At 61.3% G+C, this 24524-nt stretch carries 20 protein-coding genes and 2 pseudogenes; 11 read left to right on the forward strand and 11 right to left on the reverse strand.

Annotated features, from left to right (window positions below; all coding sequences use genetic code 11):
* Positions 1–125 precede the first annotated feature (125 nt).
* Positions 126–636 (reverse strand): annotated as a pseudogene (locus FHT76_RS26285) (methyl-accepting chemotaxis protein); the annotation flags it as partial.
* A gap of 195 nt (positions 637–831) precedes the next feature.
* Here FHT76_RS26285 and FHT76_RS26290 point away from each other — a divergent pair.
* Positions 832–990, forward strand: a complete 159-nt coding sequence (locus tag FHT76_RS26290) for a hypothetical protein (RefSeq protein WP_259129541.1) — start codon at positions 832–834, stop codon at positions 988–990.
* Positions 991–1104: 114 nt separating this feature from the next.
* Here FHT76_RS26290 and FHT76_RS26295 read toward each other — a convergent pair whose 3' ends face one another.
* A complete protein-coding gene (locus tag FHT76_RS26295) occupies positions 1105–1791 on the reverse strand; it encodes a TetR/AcrR family transcriptional regulator (protein ID WP_259129537.1) in 687 nt (228 codons plus the stop codon).
* A gap of 153 nt (positions 1792–1944) precedes the next feature.
* Between FHT76_RS26295 and FHT76_RS26300 the strand changes: the two genes are divergently transcribed.
* From FHT76_RS26300 to FHT76_RS26320, 5 genes are all read left to right on the forward strand, one after another.
* A complete protein-coding gene (locus tag FHT76_RS26300; RefSeq protein WP_259129536.1) occupies positions 1945–3123 on the forward strand; it encodes a patatin-like phospholipase family protein in 1179 nt (392 codons plus the stop codon).
* 27 nt (positions 3124–3150) lie between these two features.
* The gene (locus tag FHT76_RS26305; RefSeq protein WP_259129533.1) at positions 3151–3909 is read left to right on the forward strand and encodes an acetoacetate decarboxylase; all 759 of its coding nucleotides are present in this window, start codon (positions 3151–3153) and stop codon (positions 3907–3909) included.
* 26 nt (positions 3910–3935) lie between these two features.
* Positions 3936–4718 carry a 3-hydroxybutyrate dehydrogenase gene (locus FHT76_RS26310; protein ID WP_259129531.1) on the forward strand — a complete coding sequence of 261 codons (783 nt, stop codon included), beginning with the start codon at positions 3936–3938 and terminating at the stop codon, positions 4716–4718.
* Positions 4719–4888: 170 nt separating this feature from the next.
* Complete coding sequence (locus FHT76_RS26315) at positions 4889–5335, forward strand: hypothetical protein (protein WP_259129625.1); 447 nt, start codon at positions 4889–4891, stop codon at positions 5333–5335.
* Between the two features lie 187 nt (positions 5336–5522).
* Positions 5523–5960 carry a potassium channel family protein gene (locus FHT76_RS26320; RefSeq protein WP_259129528.1) on the forward strand — a complete coding sequence of 146 codons (438 nt, stop codon included), beginning with the start codon at positions 5523–5525 and terminating at the stop codon, positions 5958–5960.
* A gap of 266 nt (positions 5961–6226) precedes the next feature.
* Here FHT76_RS26320 and FHT76_RS26325 read toward each other — a convergent pair whose 3' ends face one another.
* From FHT76_RS26325 to FHT76_RS26340, 4 genes are all read right to left on the reverse strand, one after another.
* Positions 6227–6499, reverse strand: a complete 273-nt coding sequence (locus FHT76_RS26325) for a hypothetical protein (protein ID WP_259185985.1) — start codon at positions 6497–6499, stop codon at positions 6227–6229.
* 744 nt (positions 6500–7243) lie between these two features.
* On the reverse strand, positions 7244–7906 hold the full coding sequence (locus FHT76_RS26330) for a TetR/AcrR family transcriptional regulator (RefSeq protein WP_259129523.1): 663 nt from the start codon (positions 7904–7906) through the stop codon (positions 7244–7246).
* A 118-nt stretch (positions 7907–8024) separates the two neighbouring features.
* A complete protein-coding gene (locus tag FHT76_RS26335; protein ID WP_259129521.1) occupies positions 8025–9221 on the reverse strand; it encodes a hypothetical protein in 1197 nt (398 codons plus the stop codon).
* Positions 9221–9883 carry a DUF2092 domain-containing protein gene (locus FHT76_RS26340; RefSeq protein WP_259129520.1) on the reverse strand — a complete coding sequence of 221 codons (663 nt, stop codon included), beginning with the start codon at positions 9881–9883 and terminating at the stop codon, positions 9221–9223. The genes FHT76_RS26335 and FHT76_RS26340 overlap by 1 nt, the downstream gene beginning before the upstream one ends.
* A 434-nt stretch (positions 9884–10317) precedes the next feature.
* On the opposite strand from FHT76_RS26340, the gene FHT76_RS26345 reads away from it, so the two are divergent.
* From FHT76_RS26345 to FHT76_RS26365, 5 genes and pseudogenes are all read left to right on the forward strand, one after another.
* On the forward strand, positions 10318–11382 hold the full coding sequence (locus FHT76_RS26345) for an efflux RND transporter periplasmic adaptor subunit (protein ID WP_259129519.1): 1065 nt from the start codon (positions 10318–10320) through the stop codon (positions 11380–11382).
* A gap of 1 nt (position 11383) precedes the next feature.
* Positions 11384–12475 (forward strand): efflux RND transporter periplasmic adaptor subunit, encoded by a 1092-nt coding sequence (locus FHT76_RS26350; RefSeq protein WP_259185988.1) that lies wholly within the window; start codon positions 11384–11386, stop codon positions 12473–12475.
* Positions 12472–15525 (forward strand): efflux RND transporter permease subunit, encoded by a 3054-nt coding sequence (locus FHT76_RS26355; RefSeq protein WP_259129517.1) that lies wholly within the window; start codon positions 12472–12474, stop codon positions 15523–15525. Before FHT76_RS26350 ends, FHT76_RS26355 begins: the two co-directional genes overlap by 4 nt.
* Before the next feature lies 1 nt (position 15526).
* Complete coding sequence (locus FHT76_RS26360; protein ID WP_259129516.1) at positions 15527–16807, forward strand: alpha/beta hydrolase; 1281 nt, start codon at positions 15527–15529, stop codon at positions 16805–16807.
* A 501-nt stretch (positions 16808–17308) separates the two neighbouring features.
* Positions 17309–17452 (forward strand): annotated as a pseudogene (locus tag FHT76_RS26365) (IS3 family transposase); the annotation flags it as partial.
* Positions 17453–18282: 830 nt separating this feature from the next.
* On the opposite strand, the gene FHT76_RS26370 reads toward FHT76_RS26365, so the two are convergent.
* The 5 genes from FHT76_RS26370 to FHT76_RS26390 are packed head-to-tail and all read right to left on the reverse strand — an operon-like array spanning position 18283 to position 24514.
* Entirely contained in the window at positions 18283–19578 is a 1296-nt protein-coding gene (locus tag FHT76_RS26370) for an amidohydrolase family protein (RefSeq protein ID WP_259129515.1), read from the reverse strand.
* An 11-nt stretch (positions 19579–19589) separates the two neighbouring features.
* Positions 19590–20531: an ABC transporter permease gene (locus tag FHT76_RS26375; RefSeq protein WP_183864664.1), complete on the reverse strand. Its 942-nt coding sequence runs from the start codon at positions 20529–20531 to the stop codon at positions 19590–19592.
* Positions 20528–21577, reverse strand: coding sequence for an ABC transporter permease (locus tag FHT76_RS26380; RefSeq protein WP_259185990.1), 1050 nt, complete (start codon positions 21575–21577; stop codon positions 20528–20530). Before FHT76_RS26380 ends, FHT76_RS26375 begins: the two co-directional genes overlap by 4 nt.
* On the reverse strand, positions 21567–23093 hold the full coding sequence (locus FHT76_RS26385) for an ABC transporter ATP-binding protein (RefSeq protein ID WP_259185991.1): 1527 nt from the start codon (positions 23091–23093) through the stop codon (positions 21567–21569). The genes FHT76_RS26380 and FHT76_RS26385 overlap by 11 nt, the downstream gene beginning before the upstream one ends.
* Positions 23090–24514 carry an amidase gene (locus FHT76_RS26390; protein WP_259129512.1) on the reverse strand — a complete coding sequence of 475 codons (1425 nt, stop codon included), beginning with the start codon at positions 24512–24514 and terminating at the stop codon, positions 23090–23092. The genes FHT76_RS26385 and FHT76_RS26390 overlap by 4 nt, the downstream gene beginning before the upstream one ends.
* Between the last annotated feature and the right edge of the window lie 10 nt (positions 24515–24524).

The following is a 24524-nucleotide window of genomic DNA, read 5'->3' on the forward strand; positions in this document are numbered from 1 at the left end:
GACACATTTGACGAATCGAGGCGCAAAACCTCCGATGCTATCGCACCCGCAGCGCAACCCACCAGGGCCTCTGGATTCATCCAAAGGGTGAGCTCCCCCGAAGGCGCAGTCTATTGGGGGCCGGATCAGAACTCCTCCCAACGGTCCCGTGCAACCGCGACGCTTCCAAGCGATGCAAACTTGTTAGCGACTTTGGCCTGCATTCCGCGAACCGCCATGTTCTGGGTCTTCGCTGCCAATGATCTTGCCGGTTCAGGCTGAGGCCTGGAGCTCGGCTCGCCGCTGTTGAATTCGCCCAGCATTTTCGCGATCCGCCCCACTTCGGAAACAAGCGCATGGCTCGCCGCTGTCGTCTCTTCCACCATGGCCGCATTCCGTTGCGTTCCCTGGTCCATGGTATTGACGGCAGTATTTATCTCCTGAAGCGCCGTTGACTGCTCGCGAGAGAATGTGCTGGTTGATTTCCTTGACCTCACCAACAATAGCCGCGAGTGCAGCGCCTGTATTGCCAACAAGTGTTACGCCGGCTTTCACTGGCTCCCCAGATGACGTGATCAGGGTCTTGATTTCCTTCGCTGCATTTGCTGAGCGCTGCGCAAGCTCGCGCACTTCCTGGGCAACGACCGCAAAGCCCTTGGTGTCGGTTTCGGCGCCTGGCCGACGGTCATTGCGTGAAATTGTCGGGCGGCACGATGGGTACGGCTAGACCAAAGAGTAGATGAACTTGACGAAGGTACATCAATCTCACCTTGAAGTATCATGGGCCGAGACAACCCCTGGAGATAGCCTCGAATCTGCCGATGGATTTCAACGGCCGAAGAGGAGTGCAACATGGGCGGTACGTCGAACCAAAACGATCTAGCCATCGAAGAGATGCTGAAGGACGCGATAACCTGGTACGTGCTGGACCGTCTTGAGGTGCAGGATCGACTGAGGCCGTGGTCCAGCAAATTGCCGTGGATCTGCTTGCCGAAGAAATCGCTGCAATGAGGGCGAAGGCGGCGATCGCAAGTCGTATCTTCCATCCGGCGACGCAGAGACCCCGCGGGCGGCCCTCATCGGCGCGGCGGCCTAGGGCGCCGGGACGATCGCGGCCACGTAGCTCTACCCCGCTAGCGGAGGCCCAACCCAAACGCCTTCCGGCACTGCGGGGATGCTGTTCACCAGTCCGTCAAGCATTCCCTGCAGGACGTTCTCGGTCAGCCCCTCCAGCTTGTCGCTGGGGCCGACGAGGCGGTCTACCAGCAGCAATGTGAGACCGTGCATCTGAGACCAAAAAACCAGAATTGCCCCATCGATCGTGCGGGTATTGGATTCGGTGTTCGAAATAGGGCGCCCAAGGGCGCCCCCGGTAATCGCATCGACGATCAAGGCTTTCATGTTGTGAGCGGCAGTCCTTTCGATCACGGGACGTCCGGCATCCTGACCGGCCAGGTATCCGCCAAACATCAATCTATAGAGGGCCGGATTGTTGATGCCGCCGCAGACGTACGCACGGGCCATGGCCGCCAGCCTCATGCGCGGGCTGTCGAGCTCCTTCGTCGCTTCGGCCATGCGCATCGCCAGAAGTTCGAACCCCACCGCCGATACGGCCGCGAGCAGTTCGCGCTTGTCGGCGAAGTGTTTGTACGGGGCGTTGTGACTGACGCCCGCGCGGCGAGCGAGCTCACGGAGCGAAAACTCCGTGCTTTGAGACTCGCTAAGGACTTCGAGTGCAGCCTCCACGATCGCCCTGTGAAGGTCGCCGTGGTGGTAAGGCCGGTTGTCTTTGGTGGAGATTACCTCGGTCATGCTCGTCACTTAGCCTGTCAAGTTGCTCATGTCAACATTTTGCATCAGAGATGTTGACATTGTCCACTCTTAACTTTAAGTGGGCGGCGTCAACATCGACTGCCGCCCCGCTCGACCGCTCGCGGCGGGACCCCGCAACAGAGGTGAAACTGCATGGACTTCCAACATTCCGCCGGACATAAGACGCACCGCACAAAGGAGCGCCCCCCGTTCGAGCGCATCGCTCTGTTGCTGCAAGGCGGAGGGGCGCTGGGTTCGTACCAGGCCGGCGTCTATCAAGCCCTGGCCGAAGCCGGTCTCCATCCGGACTGGGTCGCCGGCATCTCGATCGGCGGCATCAACAGCGCACTGATCGCGGGCAATCCGCCCGAAAAGCGAGTGGAGGCGCTCCGAAGCTTCTGGGAGACGGTAACGGCCCCGGCTCCAGGGCTTCCCACTCTGTTTTCAGCAATGCTTGGCATGATGGGATTCAAGGGTGACGCCGAGCGCGGTCTGCTCAATCAGGCACACGCCTTCGCAACCTTGATGGACGGCGCGGCGGGCTTCTTCACGCCCCGTCCGGTGCCGCCTTTCTTTTCATCCGCCGGCAGCATCGAAGCAGAGAGCTTCTATGATGTCGCACCGCTCAAGGCGACGCTGGAGCGGCTGGTGGATTTCGACCGGATCAACTCGGGCGCCATGCGGTTTAGCGCCGGTGCGGTCAACGTGCGCACCGGCAACTTCGAATATTTCGACACCACGACCCACACCATCCGTCCCGAACACGTCATGGCGAGCGGCTCCCTGCCGCCTGGCTTCCCGGCGACAAGGATCGATGGCGAGTATTACTGGGACGGCGGCCTCATATCCAACACGCCGCTGCAGTGGGTCCTCGACAACTCGCCGCGCGAGGACACGCTGGCCTTTCAGGTCGACCTATGGAGCGCGCGGGGTGAGTTCCCGCGCGACCTCCTCGGTATCGAACTACGGCAGAAGGATATCCGCTTCTCGAGCCGCACGCGCGCTGCGACCGATCATTTCAAGTCGCAGCAGCGGCTGCGCCGCGCTCTCGGCCATCTCGTGGAACTCGTTCCCCAGGACGCTCTGATGCAAGCCGATCCCGAGATCAAGCTTCTCCTCGAGCAGGCGGACGAGAAGGTCTACAACATCGTCCAACTCGTGTACCGCGCGAAGAACTACGAAGCCAGCTCCAAGGACTACGAGTTCTCGCGCCTGACCATGGAGGAGCACTGGGCCTCCGGCTACAACGACGCCCTCCGTACACTGCGCCACCCCGAGGTGCTGCAGCGGCCCGCCACGCCCGACGGCGTGGCCATTTTCGACTTCGACTGACAACTCACCAGAGAGAAGAGCACGACCATGAAGATCGCCGCAGTCCGCGAGAACGCCTTCGCGATGCCGCTCAACAATCCGGCCTATCCCCGGCCGCCCTATAAGTTCTATAATCGGGAGTTCGTCGTCATCAACTACCGCACCGATCCGGAAGCCCTGCGCGCCGTCGTGCCGGAGCCGCTGGACGTGATCGGCGACACTGTTGCCTACGAGTTCATCCGCATGCCGGATTCAACGGGGTTCGGCGACTATACCGAAACCGGTCAGGTGATTCCGGTGCGCTTCACGACGCCGTCGGGCAGGGTGCAGGAAGGCAGCTACGTGCATGCCATGTATCTGGATGACAACTCGCCGATCGCCGGCGGCCGCGAGATCTGGGGTTTTCCGAAGAAACTGGCGACGCCGAAGCTTACGCACGAACAGGAGACGCTGGTCGGGACGCTCCACTACGGCTCGGTTTTGTGCGTAACGGCGACCATGGGGTACAAGCATCGCGAGCTCCCCCTCGAGCCGCTGGCCAAGGCGATGGCGAGGCCCGCCTTCATGTTGAAGATCATCCCAAATGTCGACGGTTCGCCCCGGATTTGCGAACTCGTGCGTTACCATCTCGAGGACGTGACGCTGAAGGGCGCATGGGCCGGTCCTGCCGCCCTGCAACTGTTCGAGCATGCGATGTGTGACGTCGCGCGGCTACCGGTGCGCGAGGTCACCTCGGCCAGCCACTATATCGCCGACCTGACGCTCGGTCTCGGCGAGGTCGTGTTCGACTACCTGCAAAACGACTGATCTCCTGCAATTGAAAGGAACTACCCATGTCTCGATTTGATGGAAGAGTGGCGATTGTCACCGGCGCCGCGAGCGGCATCGGCAAGGAGATCGCGCTCCGCTTCGCGGCCGAAGGCGGCATTCCCGTGATCGCCGACCTCAATCTCGACGCCGCGAATGCGGCGGCCGCCGAGATCAAGGAGAAGGGCGGTGACGCCTTCGCCGTGACGATGAACGTCGCCGACGAGGCGCAGGTGGAAAAGGCCGTCGGCGAGGTTGTCGCCACGTTCGGCAGGATCGATGTGCTGGTCAGCAACGCCGGCATCCAGATCGTCAAGCCTCTGGTCGACTTTCCGTTTGCCGACTGGCGAAAGCTGCTTTCGATCCATCTCGACGGCGCTTTCCTGACCACTCGCGCCTGCCTCAGACACATGTATGCCGCCAATTACGGGCGGGTGATCTACATGGGCTCCGTGCATTCCAAGGAAGCCTCGAAGCTGAAGGCGCCCTACGTCACCGCAAAGCACGGACTGATCGGTCTGGCCAAGGTCTTGGCGAAGGAGGGGGCCGAGCACAACGTCACGGCCAACGTAGTCTGCCCAGGATTCGTGCGCACGCCGCTCGTCGACAAGCAGATCCCCGAGCAGGCTCGGGAACTCGGCCTCAGCGAGGAGCAGGTGGTCAGGACGGTGATGCTCAAGGACACCGTCGACGGCGAGTTCACCAGCACCGACGACGTGGCGGACGCCGTTCTCTATTTTGCGGCGGCCAGGTCGAACGCCGTGACCGGTCAATCGCTGGTCGTGAGCCATGGCTGGTTCATGCAGTAAGGTCGATTGCCTGCCCACCGAAGGCACCATTGTCGGTGCCGTCGAATGCAGGCTGGCCGCTGTCGCACGGCTTGGCGGTGGCGGCCAGTTTCGGCCGTGCCCGCCAAGCGCTCGATACTTGTCATAGCCGCCACGTGCGGTGCGCTAGCTCGTTTTCGCAGGAGAGGGTTTTGAACGCGTATATCTCCGCCCTGATGGGGCTCGCCGGCGTGGCGATGGGCAGTCTCGCCTCGTTCGCCACCACCTGGATCACGCAGCGGTCGCAGGTGAGGGAAAGGTATCGCGAGGTGGAGATCGCCAAGCGAGAGAAGCTCTTTTCAGATTTCATTGGCGAGGCGACGAGGCTTTACGGAGATGCGCTAAGCCACCAGAAGGACGACGTGTCCGACCTGGTGCTCCTGTATGCGTTGGTCGCCCAGATGCGCCTGATCTGCTCTCGGCCGATTGTGGATGCAGCCGAACGCACGATGGACCATATCATCGAAGCCTACCTTGCACCGAATCTATCGCTTCACGAGATCGCCGATCTCGCGCGTTCCGGCGCGATGAACTTTCTTTCTGACTTCGGCGAGGTCTGCAGAATGGAATTGGCGGCGCAGTGGCCGCCTGTTCAATGATCGGACGACGGAGGAGGTCACCTGGCACACCCCATTGTAGGAACGGCGGCTAGGTGTGTTTTCGAATGTCTCCCGGACCTGCGTCCTGACGCTGTGCGGTAACGGCAGGGCGCCCTCCAGGCCAGATTGAGACGAGCGAGTGAAGCTCCTCCACTAAAAAAGTCCGGGACTCGTTGAGGTAGATGAGATGGTACTGACGCAGTTCCTTTTGGCCGGCATTGTCAGCCTTGGCAACATCGCCATTCATGCAGTCATCATGATGCCCTTGGTGGCGACCGTGGATCGCGCGCTCAGATGGCGGCATCAGCTTCCCCAGGTGTGGCTCGCCGGCGTCATGATCGCTACGGTCTCTGTTCTCATGATCGCGCATGCCGCGGAGGTGACGTTGTGGGCGGCGACGTATGCCTTGTTTGACGTCGCACCGCCCGGTGCCGACGACCTCTACTTCGCGTTCGTCAACTACACGACGCTCGGCTACGGCGACGTGCTGCCCGTCGAGGGCTGGCGCCTGCTTGGCCCGATAACTGCAATGAACGGAGTCCTGCTTTTCGGATGGTCGACTGCGGCTATGTTCGAGGTCCTGACGCGCGCTATGCAACAGCGATTGGAAGCGAACGACGAGTAGTCTCCGCGTAGCGGCTGGCCGCCAATGGCGCTTGGAACGGGTCGGCGCTACATGCATCCCGATGGGCAGTTCTTGTAGGCGGGCTCAGCGCAAGTGAGGCCGCGAACCCGATCGGCTGGAGGGCAAGACCAGCGCGGCCGCAAGCGCCCCATCCGTTCAAAACACGCGGAGAGTTGTGACGCCGCGGTTCGCTTCGATGCGCTCGAGAAGGGCAAAGCCTGTAATTGTGACGATTGCGATGAGCGAGGAGGCCAATCTAAGCGCAATCACTGCTCTACCTTTCTTGATAACTTATCCCTGTCTTGGGCGGAGGAAGTGGTTGAAGGTTCATTCAAAGCAGCATTGTCGAGCATGGTCTCCGCCAGCAGCCGCTTCAGCTTCGTATTGGACGGCGGAACAGCCTCCTCTGCTCGCACTGCCGGCAGCCCGGCAAATCCCACAAAAAAACCGAGCGAACCTCCTTGAACGGTGTGCCCGAGAACCACGTTCGCCAGCGTCGGCCAACGCGGCAGGAATTCGCCAGAAAACCCAAGACCCAAGCCGACCGCTTGGCGACCGTCGTCAAGGACGGTCCTATCTGAACCATTGCAAACTCTCATGCGAATCTCTCTCTTGTTGCACTACGCAGTGCAGAATTTATATACTGCACGGTGCAGTGCAATACAAGGCTGATCAAAGCGCAGTGCCACTTAAGAGAGGAAAATTCGGCCATTCTGAAGGCTAATTGAGGTGGGACTACATTACAGGCAACGTCGGAGGTCGCTCGATTTTGGGACGGAGTGCCGGTAAGATCGGCCGGGAACATCACGAACGATGATGCTGCATTCCATGCCGACGCTCGCCAAAGACGCTCCGATGCGGCCACGCGAACACCATCGACGTAAGTTGGTCATAAGCCGCATGCTTTGGGCGCCGCAGACGCCTGAATCCTTCACTTTGCCACGCTGGAAGCGATAAACGCCGCGAGTCCGGTCTGGATCTCAAAATGATCGTCGGTTCGAAGGTCCGATCACTGCCAGTCGATGGCGTCGGCATAGGCTGACTGGACACGGCGGAGTTCGCGCAGAACGCAGCGTCTTTGTGGGTGCGACGCTCGGTCATGAAAATCGAAGGTCGGACCAGTGTCGAACTTCCAATTGCAGCGTCGAATCTTGTCGACGTCAAACACCGGAGCCGCTGTGGAGGGCGTCCACACCTGACAATACCCACATATTCAACGCAGCCGCGAACCACCACGCCCCTCTCGTGAAACGAACAGGCGTGCACCGCGGCAGTCGAACTCGCTACCTAGCGCCACGGCTGGCGCGTGCCTTCGATAGCGGACGCCGGTATCGTTGCAGAAACATCTGGATCGTTTCTTCGACGACCTCGTCATTTGGAAAGGGTAGACTTTCACGGCCGATCATCCAAGGCCATAGAGAAAGCTCATTCAGCATCCCCATGAACTGGTGCGCCCCAAGCACCGGATTGCGGCAGTCCAGGATGCCCTGCGCAGTCTGATGGGCGAGATATTCCACGAGCCTCTCCGTCTGAGGCTCCATCACCGCGGCGAACTCCTCGGCAATCCAGGGAAACTGGCGGGAGTCTGCGACCACCATCCGAAGAAACCCACAGTATTCCGGCTGCTTGTGCAACTCCAGAATCATGCGCGCAATGATACGAAGCACGTGCTCGACGTCGCCGTGGGGCTCGATGCCGGACGGAAACGCGTCTTCGAGCTTTCCCGAAACCCTGAGGAGCATCTCGCGGAAAATGTCCTCCTTCGTTGCGAACTGGTTGTAGAGCGTCCGCCGCGCTACGCCGGAAGCCTTAGCCAGGTCGTCCATGCTAACTGAACCGAACCCCCGTTCCAGGAATAGCTGCCCGGCCGCGTCGATGATGGCCTCCCTCGACCCGCCCTGCCGGGCTTTTGCGCCGGCCTCGTCTGAACCCCTGTGACTATCCATACCAATCCCCCTGCACCAATGAGTGCACTTGTAATGTACTGCACTGTCCAGTGCATCGCAAGGGCCGGTTGCCTCGCTCGACCGGCCCTCATGCTAAGCTCTGTAATTCGAACGGACTCTAATTTCCGCCCTGTCCGCCGTAAATCCCACCCTGTGCGCCGTTATTCCCGCCAGGCCCGCTGTATTTTCCGCCCTGACCGTAATCCCCGCCCTGGCCGCTGTTGTAATCAGACGGCGGATATTCGCCGGTGACCGAGATGTTTCCCGGGATATTGTAAGCGATCCGCAAATTGGCGGCGGTGGCCTGAAGCCAAGCGACTGCGGCTTCCGTGGTCCATGCCGTGCCATCCGGTGGCAGGCTGTTGAACATGCCCACCATCAGCGGATTGGGGCCGCCGCTGCTGCTTGCCTGATTGGCGCCGTCATTCCCACCGCCAGCGGGCGAGTTGGAACTGGAGCCCGCATAAGTCCCGCCAGAAGAACCCGAATGAGTCCCGCCAGAAGAACTCGAATAACTTCCGCCGGAAGAACGTGAAGACGACCCGCCAGAGGAACCGGAAGAGGACGAGCCCGAGGAGGTTGAGTGAGAGGAACCGTTAGAAGATCCAGACTGATAATAGTTGTATGTGTTTCCGCTTCCGCTTCCGGATCCGGATCCGGATTCGGATCCGTACGACGCGGCCGCGGCACCGGTGGTTACTCCGACCGCATATCCGCCGAGGGCGTAGGCTGCGCGGCGATAGTATCCCCTGCCGTAGTCTCCGCCCCCATAATCTCCGCTCCCGTAATCTCCGCCGCCGCCATCGCCTCCACGGCCATAGTATCCACGACCGAAGTATCCGTTGCCGTTACCAGAGACTTTGACATCGCCGGAATTGTTCACGGTGACGTTGCCTGAGTCCTTTGCGGCAATATTGCCCCCGGAGTTCATGAAGGCGCGGTTGCCCGTGATATTGCCGCCCGAGTTCAGCGTGTTGCGGATGTTGCCCGACAGGTTGTTCCCTCCTCGGCCAGGGCCTTCCGCCAAGCGCGCCCTTACGCCGCCGACATTCGGCGCGCGGGTCGGGAATGCGCGGTCCGCCGGCGGACGACTCTGGGCGCTCAGCGGCGGACGGGAGTGGTTGACCACCGGTGGACGCGGCGGCGTGCCGCCGATCTGCGGGCGCGGCATTGCGCCTACGGGCGGACGGGGCGGCCCGCCGGCAGGCAAATGCGGCGGCCCGCCCGGCGGCGGAGCAAACTGGCCAAAGGCAACGCCCGACGTCGCGACCGTGATCGCGAGAAGAGCGGCGAAGGTCCGTTTCACATGGGTCATCACTTCGCCCCTTCCGGTGTCGGAGCGGCCGAATTGAGTTCGATCTTTTCCGCGTCGGCCGGCGGATGAAAGGAAAAGTCGGAGTCGGACGGGCGCTCGTCGGTCTTCCAGCTCGTGAACTCCGAAATGAAACTGGGTTCGCCCGGAAGTGTCCGATAGGTGACGACCAGTCGATGCGGGGTGGCCGCGCTATTGTTCTCGACCCACAATTCCAGGTCGATCCCGGACCTTTGCGCGAAAAACAGATGCCTGCACTCGATGTCGTCGACCTTGTCCGTCCCGACCTGCCGGGCGGAGATGGCATCGTCGAGCAGGACCTTTTCCGGAGAGGCTGCAAAAAGGGCGCCGAGCGGAAAATCGACGGCCAGCTTGTCCGCTACCTCGTCGAGCGCGGACGGTATGTCACCCGATGCGGGAATCACCACGTACTTCTTGCTGCCGGGAAAGAAGGCCGAGGCAGCCTTGCCGTCGTAGTAGAGGCTCTGCTGGCCGTCATCGCCAGAAATTTCGACGGCTATCCGGTCGGGACGGTGCGCGGCGATCTTCATCGTGTGGAAGATGTGAAGAGGTCGTCCGGATTCGTCCAGATAGACCCTAATGGTTCGTGCCGTCGTCGCCAGGTCTGTTGCCATGAGCGTCCTGCCCATCTGCGAGACTGCCATGGCGGCCTCATCACTGATCGCCGGCTTCAAGGGCCCTGCCGGTTCCTCGGCCCAAGCCGCAGATATGGAGGCGCACACCAAAGCGGCCCCGAGCCCAACGACCCCTATGACATTCGTAAACGCGGGCCCCCTCGGCAGGAAGACGGCGCCTGAAGCAGTCCAAATTTTCATATTACACCCTTTGAATTTCAGCGTTGCACTCCACGGTGCATGTCGCTGTGTATTGCACAGTGCAGTGCACTTCAAGGGTTAAAATGGTGGCGGGAGGCATTATGTTGCGCTTGTCAACTTTTTCAACAGTCGATGTTGACATTGCCCACTCAAGGCCTTAAGTGGGCGCTGTCAACATGGGCGACGGCCCGCAGCATCATCGGAATGGACCCGCGGTGAAACGCCGGCGCCAATCTGGTCGAAAACCATACCGGAGCAAAACAATGCAGTCTTCCCGATTGCTGGGAATTGGTGTCGCCTGCGCAGTTCTGGCTGCCTGCGACGAGAAAGCGGCAGTGGCCCCGCCGCCGCAGCAGGTCCGCGTCGTTGTGGCGGCGGAGACGCGCTACCAACCGGGAGCCGAGATCACCGGCGAGGTGAGAGCGCGGGTCCAGACCGAGCTCTCGTTTCGCGTCAGTGGCCGGGTTGTCGAGAGAAAGGTCGACGTCGGGTCACACGTCCACGCTGGCGACGTCCTTGCGCGGCTGAACGACACCGAACAGCAGGCCGACGTCAGCGTCGCCCGCGCCGCGCTGGAGTCCGCGCAGGCCGTCCTCGCACAGAAGACGCTTGCGTTCGAGCGGGCGAAGTCCCTGCTACAATCGCAGGCCGTGCCGCGGGCGATCTTCGACGACGCCCAGAAAGAACTGCTGAGCGCACAGGCTTCTCTCGAGGCGGCCGAGGCCGCCCTTGCGGCCGCCGAGGACGCTCTGTCCTACACCGAGTTGAGGGCAGCCGCGGACGGCATCATCACCGCGCGCGGTATCGAGACGGGGCAGGTGGTGTCAGCCGCACAGTCCGCCTTCACGCTCGCCCATGACGGTCCGAGAGATGCGGTGTTCGATGTCTTCGAGGCGTTCTTCCTCGACGGCCGACCGCTGAACGACGTCGAGGTCGCGCCAGTGTCCGATCCCGCGCACGACGTGCACGCTGGCATACGCGAGGTCTCTCCTGTGATCGACGGGAAGGGCGGAACGATCCGGATCAAGGTCGGCCTTCAGGAGGCAGTGCGATGGCCGCTGGGGACCCCGGTGGTGGGCAAGCTGCGGGCCTCGCAGCGAGACGGCATTGTGTTGCCCTATACCGCGATCGCCTCCGCCGGAGGTGAACCAGCCGTGTGGCTCGTCAATCCCCAACACCACTCGGTTTCGCTCCGCAAGATATCGGTGGGCCGGTACCGCCAGAACGATTTCGTCGTCACCAGCGGCGTGGCGGCGCAAGACGTGATCGTCACCGAAGGCGGTAAATTTCTCAAGGAAGGCCAGGCAGTCGCCTGGGAAGGCAAGTGAGATGACACTCGTCCGCATATGCAGCTCTCTTTCAATTCTTCTCTCAATTCCCCTGCTTGTCGGTTGCGATCAAAACTCCGCCGCAGAAGAGCAGGCGCGACCTCGTCCTGTCAAAGCGGTAATAGCCACGGCCGAGCGGGACCAAGCGGCAGGGTTGCCTGGCGTCGTGCGAGCCCGCATCGAGACCGATCTGGCGTTCCGGACCCTGGGGCGGATTGTTTCTCGCAAGGTCGAGGTTGGCGACCTGGTCTACAAGGGCGATGTCCTTGCGGAGATCGATCCTCTCAGTCTGCAGCTAGCGGTCAAGAGCGCGGAAGCCGATCTGCGCAACGCCCAGGCTCAGTTGGAGAACGCCGCGACGACCGAAACGCGCAAGCGAAGGCTCGTCCAGAACAATGCAGCCAGCATTGCTGAACACGATCTTGCCGAACAGCAGCTCAAGTCGGCGACCGCCAATGTTGCGAGAGCAAAGGCGAGCCTTGCCAAGGCGAATGAGCAGCTTGGCTATTCAGAGCTGAGAGCCGAGTTCGATGGCGTCGTCACCGCCACCTTCGTACAAATGGGCCAGACCGTGTCGGCGGGCCAGCCGGTCCTGAAGGTGGCACGCCTCGAGCAGCGCGACGTGGTCGTCGACGTTCCGGAGGCGCTACTTTCATCTGGGCGCGTGGGCGACCACGTCGATGTCGCGCTCCAACTCGACCCCAAGCAGGAGACAGTGGGCAAGGTGCGCGAGATCGCGCCTCAGGCTGATCCCAGTACCCGCACTTACAGGGTCAAGCTCGCTATAGATCAGGCACCTGAGATCTTCCGTCTCGGCACGGTGGTTTCTGTCAAGCCCCTTGCTGGAAAGAAGGGATCAGTCACCCTGCCGATCTCCGCCATAGGCGACAAGGATGGCGCCGAAAACGTCTGGGTCGTAGACCGGTCGACAGGTGCGGTCAAGCTCAGACCGGTCCAACTCGACAAGCGGGCTGGTGGCCGCGTCGTCCAGGTGCTTTCCGGCCTGCGGGAAGGGGAAGAAATCGTCGTCGCCGGGATCGATGAACTTGTCGACGGACAGAAAGTGAAACTCGCACAGGAGCCAAGCCCTTGAAAAAATTCAACCTTTCGGACTGGGCGCTCGAGCATCGCTCTCTCGTCTGGTACTTCATGATCATGTTCGCGGTGGCGGGCGCCTTTGCCTATCTCGCCCTCGGTCGCGAGGAGGATCCCTCGTTCACCATCAAGACGATGGTGATCCAGGCACAGTGGCCCGGCGCTTCAGCCGCTGAGGTGACGCAGCAGGTGACAGACCGCATCGAAAAGAAGTTGCAGGAACTCGACAACCTCGAACATACACGCAGCATCACCACCGCCGGTCAAACGATCGTCTTCGTCGATCTGCTGGCGGACACCAACGCGAGGGACGTGAAGCCCACCTGGTCGCGCGTCCGCAACCTGGTCGATGACATTAGGCACGAGTTTCCACAGGGCGTTGTCGGACCCTTCTTCGACGACCAGTTCGGCGACGTGTATGGCAATATCTTCGCCTTTATGGGCGACAGCGGGCTTACCCAGAGGGAACTGCGCGACTACGCCGAGAGCGCCCGAACGCAGATTCTCAAGATCCCCGACGTCGGCAAGGTCGACATCGTCGGTGCGCAGGACGAGGTGATCTACCTTGAATTCTCCACCCGCAAGATCGCCGCCCTCGGCATCGACCGCTCCGCCATCATCGCCACGCTGCAGGCGCAGAACGCCGTCACCCAGTCCGGCTTCGTCGAAACGGGGCCCGAGCGCGTCGCCCTGCGGGTCGGCGGGCGGTTCATCTCCGAGGAAACGCTGCGCGGGATTAATCTCCGGGTCAACGACCGCTTCTTCCCGCTGACCGACGTCGCCACCATCACCCGCGGCTACGTCGATCCGCCGACGTCGCTCTTCCGGTTCAACGGAAAGCCGGCAATCGGCCTCGCGATCGGCATGAAGACGGGCGGCAACCTGCTCGCCTTCGGCGAAACCCTTGAAAAGACGATGGGCAACATCATCCAGGAGCTTCCGGTCGGCGTCTCCGTCGAAAAGGTCTCCGATCAGCCGAAGGTGGTCGAGGAGGCGGTCGGCGGCTTCACCAAGGCCCTGTTCGAAGCCGTCACGATCGTGCTGGCGATCAGCTTCATCAGCCTCGGGATGAGAGCGGGCATGGTGGTGGCGGTCGCAATCCCGCTCGTGCTCGCCATCACCTTCCTGGTGATGCTCTACACGGGCATCTCGCTGCAGCGCATCTCGCTCGGAGCGCTGATCATCGCGCTGGGTCTTCTCGTCGACGACGCCATGATCGCCGTCGAGATGATGGTCGCGCGGCTGGAGGCGGGCGACAGCCTCAGAAGCGCTGCGACCTACGTCTATACGTCCACGGCGTTTCCGATGCTGACGGGCACGCTGGTCACCGTAGCGGGCTTCATTCCTGTCGCTTTCAACAAGAGCAGCGCGGGCGAGTTCACGTTCACGCTTTTCGTCGTCATCGCCGTTTCGCTGGTGGTTTCATGGGTGGTCGCGGTTTTGTTCACACCTCTGATCGGCGTGACCATCCTGCCGAAGACGATAAAGAAGCATGCCGAGCATAAGGGCCGCTTTGCGAAGGCGTTTTCAAGCCTTCTGCAGTTCTGCCTGCGCTGGCGCTGGATCACCATCGTCGCGACCGTATTGCTCTTCGCTGGTTCGGTCGTCGGTCTATCGATGGTGCAGCAGCAGTTCTTCCCAAGCTCCGACCGTCCGGAACTGATCGTCGACTGGAGCCTGCCGCAGAACAGTTCGATCGCCGAGACAAGCCGCCAGATGGCCCAGTTCGAACATGAGGTGCTGGCCGGTAACCCTGATGTTGAACACTGGTCGACATACGTGGGACGGGGCGCGCCGCGGTTCCTTCTTTCGTTCGACGTGCAGCCGGCCGACGTGTCCATCGGCCAGACCATCATCGTCACCAAGGGGCTGGACGTCAGGGACAAGTTGAAGCAGCAGATGGAAACTTATCTTCAGAAGACATTTCCGGGAACGGACGCCTACGTGAAGCTTCTCGACATCGGCCCTCCGGTTGGCAAGCCGATCCAGTATAGGGTGTCCGGCGAGAACCTGCAGACGGTGCGCGACCTGGCACAGAAGCTGGGGACGATCGTCGGTACCCATCCCTCGCTTAGGAACCTTGCCTTCAATTGGAACGAACCAGCCCGCGTCGTGAAGATAGACGTGTTGCAGGACAAGGCCCGACAGCTTGGCGTCTCGTCCCAGGATATTGCGACGGCGCTCAACACCGTCGTCCAGGGAAGCGCGCTGACGCAGGTCCGCGACGACATCTACCTGGTCGACGTCATCGGCCGTGCCGCGGAAAAAGAGAGGGGCTCGATCGATACCTTGCTTGACCTGCAACTGCAGAGCAGCAGCGGCCAGGCCGTGCCGCTGTCCTCGGTGGCGACCTTCCACTACGAGCTCGAACAGCCGACGATCTGGCGACGCGATAGAGTTCCGACCATCACCATCAAGGCCGGGATCGGCGACGCGACGCAGCCGGCGACGGTCGTGAAGGCGCTCTCCGAAAAGGTCGCGGCCTTCGAAAAGACGTTGCCGGCCGGGTATTCGGTCCAGGTCGGCGGCGCAGTCGAGGAAAGCGCCAAATCCCAGGGACCGATCGCCAAGGTGGCGCCTGCCATGTTCGTCATCATGGCGACGCTGCTGATGATCCAACTCCAGAGCTTCCACAGGCTGTTGCTGGTCTTCTCGGTGGCGCCGCTGGCCCTCATCGGCGTCGTCGTGGCGCTGCTCGCCAGCAACTCGCCACTCGGATTCGTCGCCCTGCTCGGAGTCCTTGCGCTCGTCGGAATCCTCATCCGCAACTCCGTCATTCTTATTGTGCAGATCGAGGAGTTGCGAGCGGAGGGAATGTCGCCATGGAAGGCTGTGGTGGAGGCGACCGAGCATCGCATGCGACCGATCATGCTCACCGCGGCGGCTGCGACGCTCGCCCTGATTCCGATCTCGCACGAAATCTTCTGGGGACCAATGGCCTACGCGATGATGGGCGGGATCGTCGTGGGCACGGCGCTGACGCTTCTTTTCCTGCCGGCCCTCTACGTCACCTGGTTCCGTATCCCGCGCGAAGTTGAGCAGAACTGACATGACAGGAACGCTCTCTCACCCTGGGCGCGTTGCCCAGGGATACCGCCGCACCGCGACGATCGCGACCGTTCGTTGCGCGTGCAAAGCCGTCCCGGTCCTCGTGGCCCTATCCGTTGCCACATCAGGTTGCGCCAGCCGGGCTCAGGACGTTCTGCGGCCGCTCGCCGTCGCCCCGGTCGGAACCACTCGGGTCACCATGCTTGTCGCCACGACGAGAAAGAGTTCGGAGGATCCCGGCAAGCTCTATTCCGGGGACCGCGGGACGGCGATCTCGCTGAATAGCGTCGCTGTGTCCATCCCGCCCGATCGGAACCGCAAGATCGGAGCGGTGCAGTGGCCGTCGCGCATGCCGCCCAACCCGCAAAATGACTTCGCGGTCACCCAGGTCGACAAGGTGGAATCCGAAGGTAAGGCCTTGGACTGGTACCGGCGGAATCGCAACAAGAAGCATCAAGTCATTATTTTTGTTCATGGCTTCAACAACACCTATGCCGACGCTGTGTTCCGCTTCGCGCAGATCGTCCATGACTCGGGAACCGATGCCGCGCCGATCCTCTTCACCTGGCCGTCAAGGGGACGGGTCTTCGACTACCTCTATGACAAGGAGAGCGCCAACTACTCGCGCCGCGCCCTCGAGGATCTGATCCTCCAGGCGGTGAAAAGTCCAGACGTCTCGGATGTGACAATCCTCGCCCACTCGATGGGCGGCTGGCTGGCGGCGGAGGCCCTGCGCGGCGTCGCCATGCGCGAGAAATCGATCCCGGCGAAGGTGAAGAACGTCATTCTTGCATCGCCGGACATCGACATCGACGTGTTTCGCCGTCAGTTCACGGAGATGGGGCCGAAGCGGCCGCACTTTGCGATCCTTACATCGAAACACGACAAGGCGCTGGAAGTCTCGGGCTGGCTTTCGGGCGGGGTCAAACGTCTCGGCGGGTCCGATCTCAGACCCTACGCACCTCTTCTCGACGACCTCGGCGTTTCCGTCATCGACACCAGCGCCATCGCCACGAACGATCCGCTCGGCCACAATGCCTTCGCCGACAGTCCGGAGATCGTGCGCCTGCTTGGGCGGCGACTCGCGGGGCAGAGCCTGGATGGCGGAATGGTAAGCGTCGCGGACCAGATCGGGGTAACGGCCGCAAATTTTGCGGGCTCGGCGGCGCGTCTCGCCGTAGCGGCCCCAGTCGCGGTCATTAGCCCAGAGGCCAGAGAGGTCCTGAGGGAGGAACTCTCCTCCAATGGGACCGAAATCAGGAACGGACAGATTTCTTACTGAATAGCACCTACTCGTTGTGGCCGGACTTAGGGTGCCGGCGCAGGGACTGCGCGATGAGATATTAAGGATCGTCACTGCGAGTTGTAGCCGGTCCTCGTGCCGCAGGGTCTTTCGTTCACAGACGGCTTAGAGCACCAGCATCGGCGGCGCAGTTCTGCTGCCTTCAGGAGCAGGTCAGTGAGAGATGGCAGCCGCGGTTGTCTAACCGCCCGCGTATCCGGGCGCTGCAGTTTCGAACGCTTTGCCCGCAATGAGAATTGCAACTTGCCGATTGCATACGCGGGCCGCTGTTCACTGGGATAAGGTCTAATTCCCATTTGAATTTCCGGGAGAAGAGCAGATGATCACGCTGCGCCTCCAGAGGGAGGCACTGCGCGTCCGTCAGCGTCGACTTAACCCATGCTGGTGACGCGGATTATCCGGCGCGAAGTTTAAAAAAGGAGAGCTTTGCGACCTTCGTTTTTATTTGGGGGTGAACGTTTCCATCGCCTATGACCGGATCGCCGCAGGCTCTACCGTCCACGCGATGAGGGCCGCCAGGACGTGTTCGTTTACATCGAGATGTTCGACAATCCGAAACGCAAGCACGTCAGAAACGGGATGCTGTCGCCCGTCGGGTTCGAGAAGCAGGGCCGAAGGAGATAAGAAGCTCGTTCCTTCGATCAAGAGCTCGACGAATCGCACAACAGCAGATCAAGCACCCGTCCAACACCTCTAGAGCGGCCAAAGCCTACACCTGGCACCGCCGTCGTGTCAGAACGCGATGAAGATAAGATGCCAGGACGATCGCCTGGCACGGCGGCCTCAGGACAATCTCTCCGGTCCAAGGTTCCTTCACTAATTAGGATGACCATCACAGCCGTGGCAGACGTGCGTGATCCTGGGCGCCGACAATCAGCGGCCGCACTGCCTAGGAGCAATTCGAGGCCGCGGCAGGGGTCTTATTTTGTGTTGGCAGCTCGCCAGCCATCAGCGCCAGAACCGCTTCGCATCGATCCGTCGTAGAGGTCGGACTGTGCTTCATAGATCAGACATGACTTGTCTTCATGTACGAGAAGGGTCTCTGCATCGGGATGAGATCGCAGCCCGTGCTTTTCCAGGACGTCCGGGCCGTAACCGTTTAAGGTTCCAAGGTGATCTTGCAGGTTTTCCATGACGGCGATGAAGCGCTTGTGGTGAACACTCCGCTTATCGGAAAACAGCAGTATTTTCCAGAATTTCCTGCACCTGCTTCGCCCCTTCGGCGAGCCGCTCGATCTCTGCCCGTTGCTCGTTCAGCCAGGCAATGGAGATCGCCTCCTATGCTGCGATCGCAGGCACACCATCCCGGAAGGTGACGAGGGCAGTCAAATGCGCGCCTCGTGTCTCGCAGAAATCCATCGCAAACTTGGATCCTGGTTCCAGCGCTCCACACCAAAGACACCCATGACCGTATCAGTCAAAGCGCGGCGCGGGGCAGGAGCGCATTTTGGCCCTCACGACGGCGTCATCGGCACGTAATCTAGACCGCTATCGATCGTCGTGGGCCGGCCATCGAGAGACAACTCGGCGATCCGTGGCTTTGATTGAGCGATAATCTTGCCCCGGCGGACGACGCAAAGCCGTGTCGGCTTGAGCCGCAATGCCTCAATAGGGTCGGCTGCCTGCAGGACAACAAAGTCCGCGTTGCAGCCTTTCATCATCCCATAACCTTCAAGACCCATCGTCTTTGCAGAGTTCACTGTAAGGGCGTCGAAGATCTTTCTCTTGTCAGCGATCCCGGCCATCTGCGCCACATGGATCGCCATATGTCCGACTTCCAGCATGTCGCCTGAGCCCATCGAATACCAGGGATCCATAACGCAGTCGTGCCCGAAGGAGACGTTAAGCCCGGCATCCATCAGTTCACGCACGCGTGTCATGCCGCGGCGCTTGGGATAGGTATCGTGCCTGCCCTGTAGCATGATGTTGATCAGGGGGTTGGGGATGACATTGATTTCAGCTTCGGCCATCAGCGGGATGAGCTTCGAGACATAGTAGTTGTCCATCGAATGCATCGAGGTGAGGTGGGAACCGGCAACACGTCCCTGGAGCCCGAAACGCACTGTCTGGGCCGCCAGCGTTTCAATGTGACGCGACATCGGATCGTCCGTCTCGTCGCAATGCATGTCGACCGGAAGTCCGCGATCAGCGGCGATCCTGCACAGCGCCTCGACAGACGCGCGCCCGTCTTCCATCGTTCGCTCGAAATGCGGAATACCGCCGACAATGTCGATCCCCATGTCGAGGGCACGCTTCAGCGAGTCGACACCGCCTTCCGCCCGGTAATAGCCATCCTGCGGAAAGGCAACGAGTTGCAAGTCGATGTAGGGCTTTACCCGTTTTCGAACCTCGATCAGAGCCTCGGCGGTTATGAGACGTGGATCGGACGTATCGACGTGGCTTCTGATGGAAAGAAGGCCTTGGCTTACGGCAAGGTCGCAGTAGCGCAGGGCGCGATCGACCAGCGCCTCCTGTGTCAATGACGGACGAAGCTCGCCCCAGAGCGAGATGCCTTCGAGAAGCGTGCCCGAGATGTTCATTCGCGGCAGGCCGAGTGACAGCGTGGCATCCATGTGGAAATGGGGATCAACGAAGGGAGGTGTTACGAGCCGCCCGGTTGCATCGATTTCCGTTCCGGCAGAAGCCTCGATCTGCTGCTCGATCGCAGCAATCTTTCCGTTCTCTACCGCAATGTCGATCCCGTTGCGGCCATCGGGAAGGTTCGCTTTTCTGATGATCAGCTCGAACATTGGGTCTCCTTTTACCGTTCGCCACGGCGATAAGATTGCATCAGGGCCTGAGGAACGCGCGCACGGCGTGCCATGACGGCAAGCGCCAGGATCGACAGGATATACGGGGTCATCAGAAAAATCTGATAGGGAATGCCCTGGACGACGGTCTGCAGGCGAAGCTGGAAGGCGTCAAAGAAGGCGAAGAGAAGCGCTCCAAAAAGTGCACGCCCGGGTCTCCAGGATGCGAAGACGACAAGCGCAATGCAGATCCACCCACGACCCTGGACCATGGTCGGGAAGAAGCTGTTGAAGGCTGACAGCGTCAGGAACGCGCCGCCCATGCCCATTAACGCGCTGCCGACGATCACCGCACCATAGCGTATCCGGATCGGATCGACGCCCTGGGCTTCCGCCGCATGCGGGTTTTCACCGGTCATGCGAAGCGCAAGACCAAGCGGCGTGTGAAAGACGACGTAGGCAAGAAGGAGCGCGGTGAGGATGGCGAGATAGGTCGGCGCTGTTTGCGTGAAAAAGGCCGGTCCAACAAATGGCATGGTGGAAAGGCCAGGGATACTGATTGGCTGGAAGGGGACGATCGTTGGCGGTGTGCCGGCCACAGGTACGATCAGACGGAAAATATAGTAACTGAAGCTTGAGGCAAACAGCGTCACGCCAAGACCGGAGACATGCTGGGACAGGCCGAGCGTAACAGTCATCACGGCGTGCAGGAAACCGAACACCATGCCTGCCAGTGCGGCCACGAAGAGACCGGTCCAAAGGTCGGCGCCGTGATAGACCGCAAGCCACCCGATCATCGCGCCGAAGGTCATGATGCCCTCGATGCCGAGGTTGAGAACGCCGGCGCGTTCTGACAGAAGGGCGCCAAGGGTGCCAAAGATCAGGGGTGTGGCAATGCGAAGGATTGCCGCCCACAGGCCGGCCGATGAGATGATGTCGACAATAATGTTCATCGCCGGATCCTGTATTGGGTGAAGAACAGGGCAACGAGCATCGTCAGGAGCGACAGCGCTACGGTTACGTCAGCGATGTAGGTCGGTATGGCCAGGCTGCGGCTCATGCCGTCGGCACCGACGAACATGGTTGCCGTGAACAGCGCCGCAAGCACGACACCGAGCGGGTTCAGGTTGGCGAGCATCGCGACGACGATACCGGAATAGCCGAAGCCAGGGGACAGATCCGTGGTGACATAGCCCTTGACGCCGAGGACTTCGATCGCGCCGGCAAGTCCCGCAAGTCCTCCGGAAAGACAGGCAACCTTGACCAGGGTCCGCGTCAGAGGCACGCCGGCAAACGCCGCGCCCTGCGGACTGAGGCCAGCAGCGCGTGACTGCATGCCAAAGACCGTCCTCGTCTGCAGGAAATGAATGATGACCGCAAGGACGATCGCAATCAGGAGGCCGATATGGAGGCGCGAGCGGGCAACCACCTTCGGCAGCATGGCATCGTCGACCACGGACTGCGACTGCGGCCACCCAAAGGCCATTGGATCCTTCAGCACACCGTTGATCAGCATGGAGACAAAAAGCAGCGCGATGAAGTTGACCAGGAGACTGGTCACCACCTCGTCAACAGAGAAGCGCAATCTGAGCCACAGCGGGACGAGGATCAGCACCATGCCCGCGACAGCACCGATCAATAGCAAGGCTGGAATGAGGATCGGGCCCGGCAGGCCAGCCAGCAGTTTGGAGCCGCAGGCGGCGACTGCGATAGCGCCGACGTAGAACTGGCCTTCGGCGCCGATATTCCAGAGCCTTGCCCTAAAGGCCGTCGCGGCTGCAAGACCGGTCAGGATAAGGGGCGTCGCCCGGGTCAAGGTCTCGGTCGCCGAGAGACGTGAGCCGAAGGCGCCAATCAGGATGCGGCGATAGGCTTCCAGGACTGGCGCGCCGGCGATTGCGATCAGAATGCCGGCAAGCAGAAGTGCTGAGAAGACGGCAGCGATCGGCGACCCGACCAGGAGATAGACCGGCCGATGCTCGCGGCGTTCAAGGCGCATGTCTGATCTCCGTAGGGGTCTCACTCCAGTCGCCCGCCATCATCAGGCCAAGCCGGCGTGCATCGATGTCTCCCGAGTCGACAGGCGGCGACAGGCTGCCACCGACGATCGCCTGGATGCGGTCCGCAAGCGCGATCACTTCATCAAGATCCTCGGAGATCAACAAAACCGCCGTGCCCTGCCTGCGGGCGTCCAGGATCCGGGCGTGGACGGCGGCCACTGCGCCCTCGTCGAGACCGCGTGCCGGCTGCGCGGCGATCAGAATACGGGGGCGCTGCTGCAGATTCCTGCCGAGGATAAGCTTTTGCATGTTCCCACCGGACAGGAGGCGGGTACGGCTGCGCGGCGCACCACCTCTCACGTCGAAGGCATCAATGATCTCCCGGGCAAACGTCATGCCTGCCTTGCGGTCGACCATTCCGGCCCGGGAGAAGGCGGGAAGACGCTCGAGCACGACGTTTTCCCATATTGCCATTTCGCCGATCGCCCCTTCCTTGTTTCGGTCTTCGGGAATGCGACCGATGTCAGCTGCGACGACGTCCGCCACGTCGAGATTGCCGACATTTTTTCCGAACAGGACGAGATCACCCGCCGTGCGCGACAGCATGCCGGACAACAAGGCTGCCAAGGGCGCCTGGCCGTTTCCGGAAACGCCGATGATACCGAGCACCTCGCCTTCACTAAGGTGGAAGTTGATGCTCTTCAGCCTGTCGACCCCGCCAATCCTGGCGGTGATCCCAACGCCTTCCAGGACAACGGCGCCGGGTGTCGACGGTTCGCGTACGGGGCGGCTGACCCGGTGACCGACCATCAGTTCAGCGAGTTCGGCCTTGCTGGTTTCCGACTGAAGACGCTCGGCGACCATCCTGCCGCCGCGCAGCACGACAATCCTGTTGGCGGCGGCCATGACCTCATCCAGCTTGTGGGAGATAAAGATCACCGACAATCCCTGGCGGGCCATCTCCTTCAACGTCGAGAACAGCCGTTCGGCCTCGATATTGGTGAGAACGGCGGTTGGCTCGTCGAGGATCAGGATTCGAGCGTCGTTGAAGAGCGCCTTGAGAAGCTCGACGCGTTGTTGCTCCCCGACCGACAGATCACCGAGACGTGCGTCAGGGTCGACCTTGAGCCCGAAACGATCCGAAATCGAAAGGAGCTTCCTGCGCGCGGCATTTGTGTTCGAGCGCAACGCCCAGAGTTTTTGCGTCCCGGTCATGATGTTCTCGATGACCGTGAGATTTGGCGCGAGCGAGAAATGCTGGTGCACCATGCCAACGCCAGCCCGGATTGCCTCGCGGGGCCTGCCCGGCGACAGCTCGCGGCCATGGATCATTATGCGACCGGAGTCAGGCACATAGTGACCGAAGAGGATGCTCATCAACGTTGTCTTGCCGGCGCCGTTTTCGCCAAGGAGTGCGATAATCTCTCCTTCCTTGAGTGACAGCGAAATATCATCGTTGGCAAGGTTGTCGCCGAACCGCTTCGAGACACGGGAAATATCGAGCACGGTGGTCATGCGGGCGCGCCCGCGATTTCGAAGGGATGTTGCCAACGGCCTTCGGCTTCCAGTCGCAAGGCGAGCGACAGGAGCTGCAGATCGCGGCCGATTGGTGCCATCAGCTGGATCGGCAGCGGCAAGCCGGCAGCATCTGATCCGAAAGGAAACGTCAAGGCAGGAACTCCCGAGACATTGGCGAGTGGCGCGAGCGGCGCGAAGGCAGCCATGCGATCGAAATGCAGCTCGGTGTCGGCATGATCGGATGGGAACGAGCCGACGGCAAGGGGTGCCGACGACAGCATTGGGGACAGAACGCAATCAACCCTGTCGAAGAGACCCCACATATGATGGCTAACGAGAACAGCCTTGTTCAGCGATGCCCAAAGGGCGGCGGCAGGCATCGCGCAGCCCTGTTCGGCGACTGCCTGTGTGAGGCGCTCGGCCATTGCCAGGTCGAGCTCAAGGTCCTCTGCCAGATTGAACAGGTTGACGGCGACAATGTCCTCGAAAACGCGCGCGCTATATCCTACGGCGGTTTCAAAATCGCTCCACTCAAGTCGGACGATCTCGTGGCCGTCTCGTTCGAGCGCAGTCGCCGCCGCCTCGACTGCATCCAGCCGGTCGGTGGCGGTTGGAAACCGCGCACCGGTATCCGTCAGGAGGCCGATCTTCAGGCGGGACGAAGAAGAGGCCTCCATGGCCACATCAGGAAATGGGCCACGCGCTTTACCGCTCAACGAGATCAGAGCGAGCTGCGTGTCCCGGACTGAGCGTGCCACGACGAATTCGCTTGCGATGCCACCGAGGTGATTGCCGAACGAAGGACCTGCTGGCATGGCGCCCCGGCTGGGCTTCAGCCCAACCAGGCCGCAGCAGGCGGCTGGAACGCGAATGGAGCCGCCAGCGTCGGTCGCATGTGCTATTGAAACGATGCCGGCGGCAACAGCTGCGGCCGCACCACCCGATGAACCGCCAGCGGTTCGGGATGGGTCATGCGGATTACGACAGACCGGCCCAATTGCCGGCTCGCTTGCAAGCGACAGGCCGAGTTCGGGGCTCGTGGTCAGGCCAAACAGGCAAAAGCCAGCCGCGCGAAACCGGGCTGCAAGCTCGGAATCGGCATTGCCGGAATCTCGCTTGAAAAGGCGCGAACCGGCTGCAACCGGCAGACCCTTGAACGGGCCGCCAAGATCCTTGGCAAGCGTCGGCACACCACCAAACGCACGCGCCGAGAAACGCGTCGGGGCGGCCCGACGCTCGTCGTCGGCTGCCTGGGCGGTCGCAATCCCCATTGGGCCATTAAGATGAGTAATGGCACCAAGACTGGAAAGCCGGGTGGCAGCGGCCAGAGACTGCCGCATCGCCTCCGTTGCAGTCAGTTGGCCGGAACGGATCAGTTCTGAAACGTCGGTGGCGTCGACTGGCCGTTTGCCGAGCATGGATCGGCCG

Source organism: Rhizobium sp. BK176 (assembly GCF_024808055.1).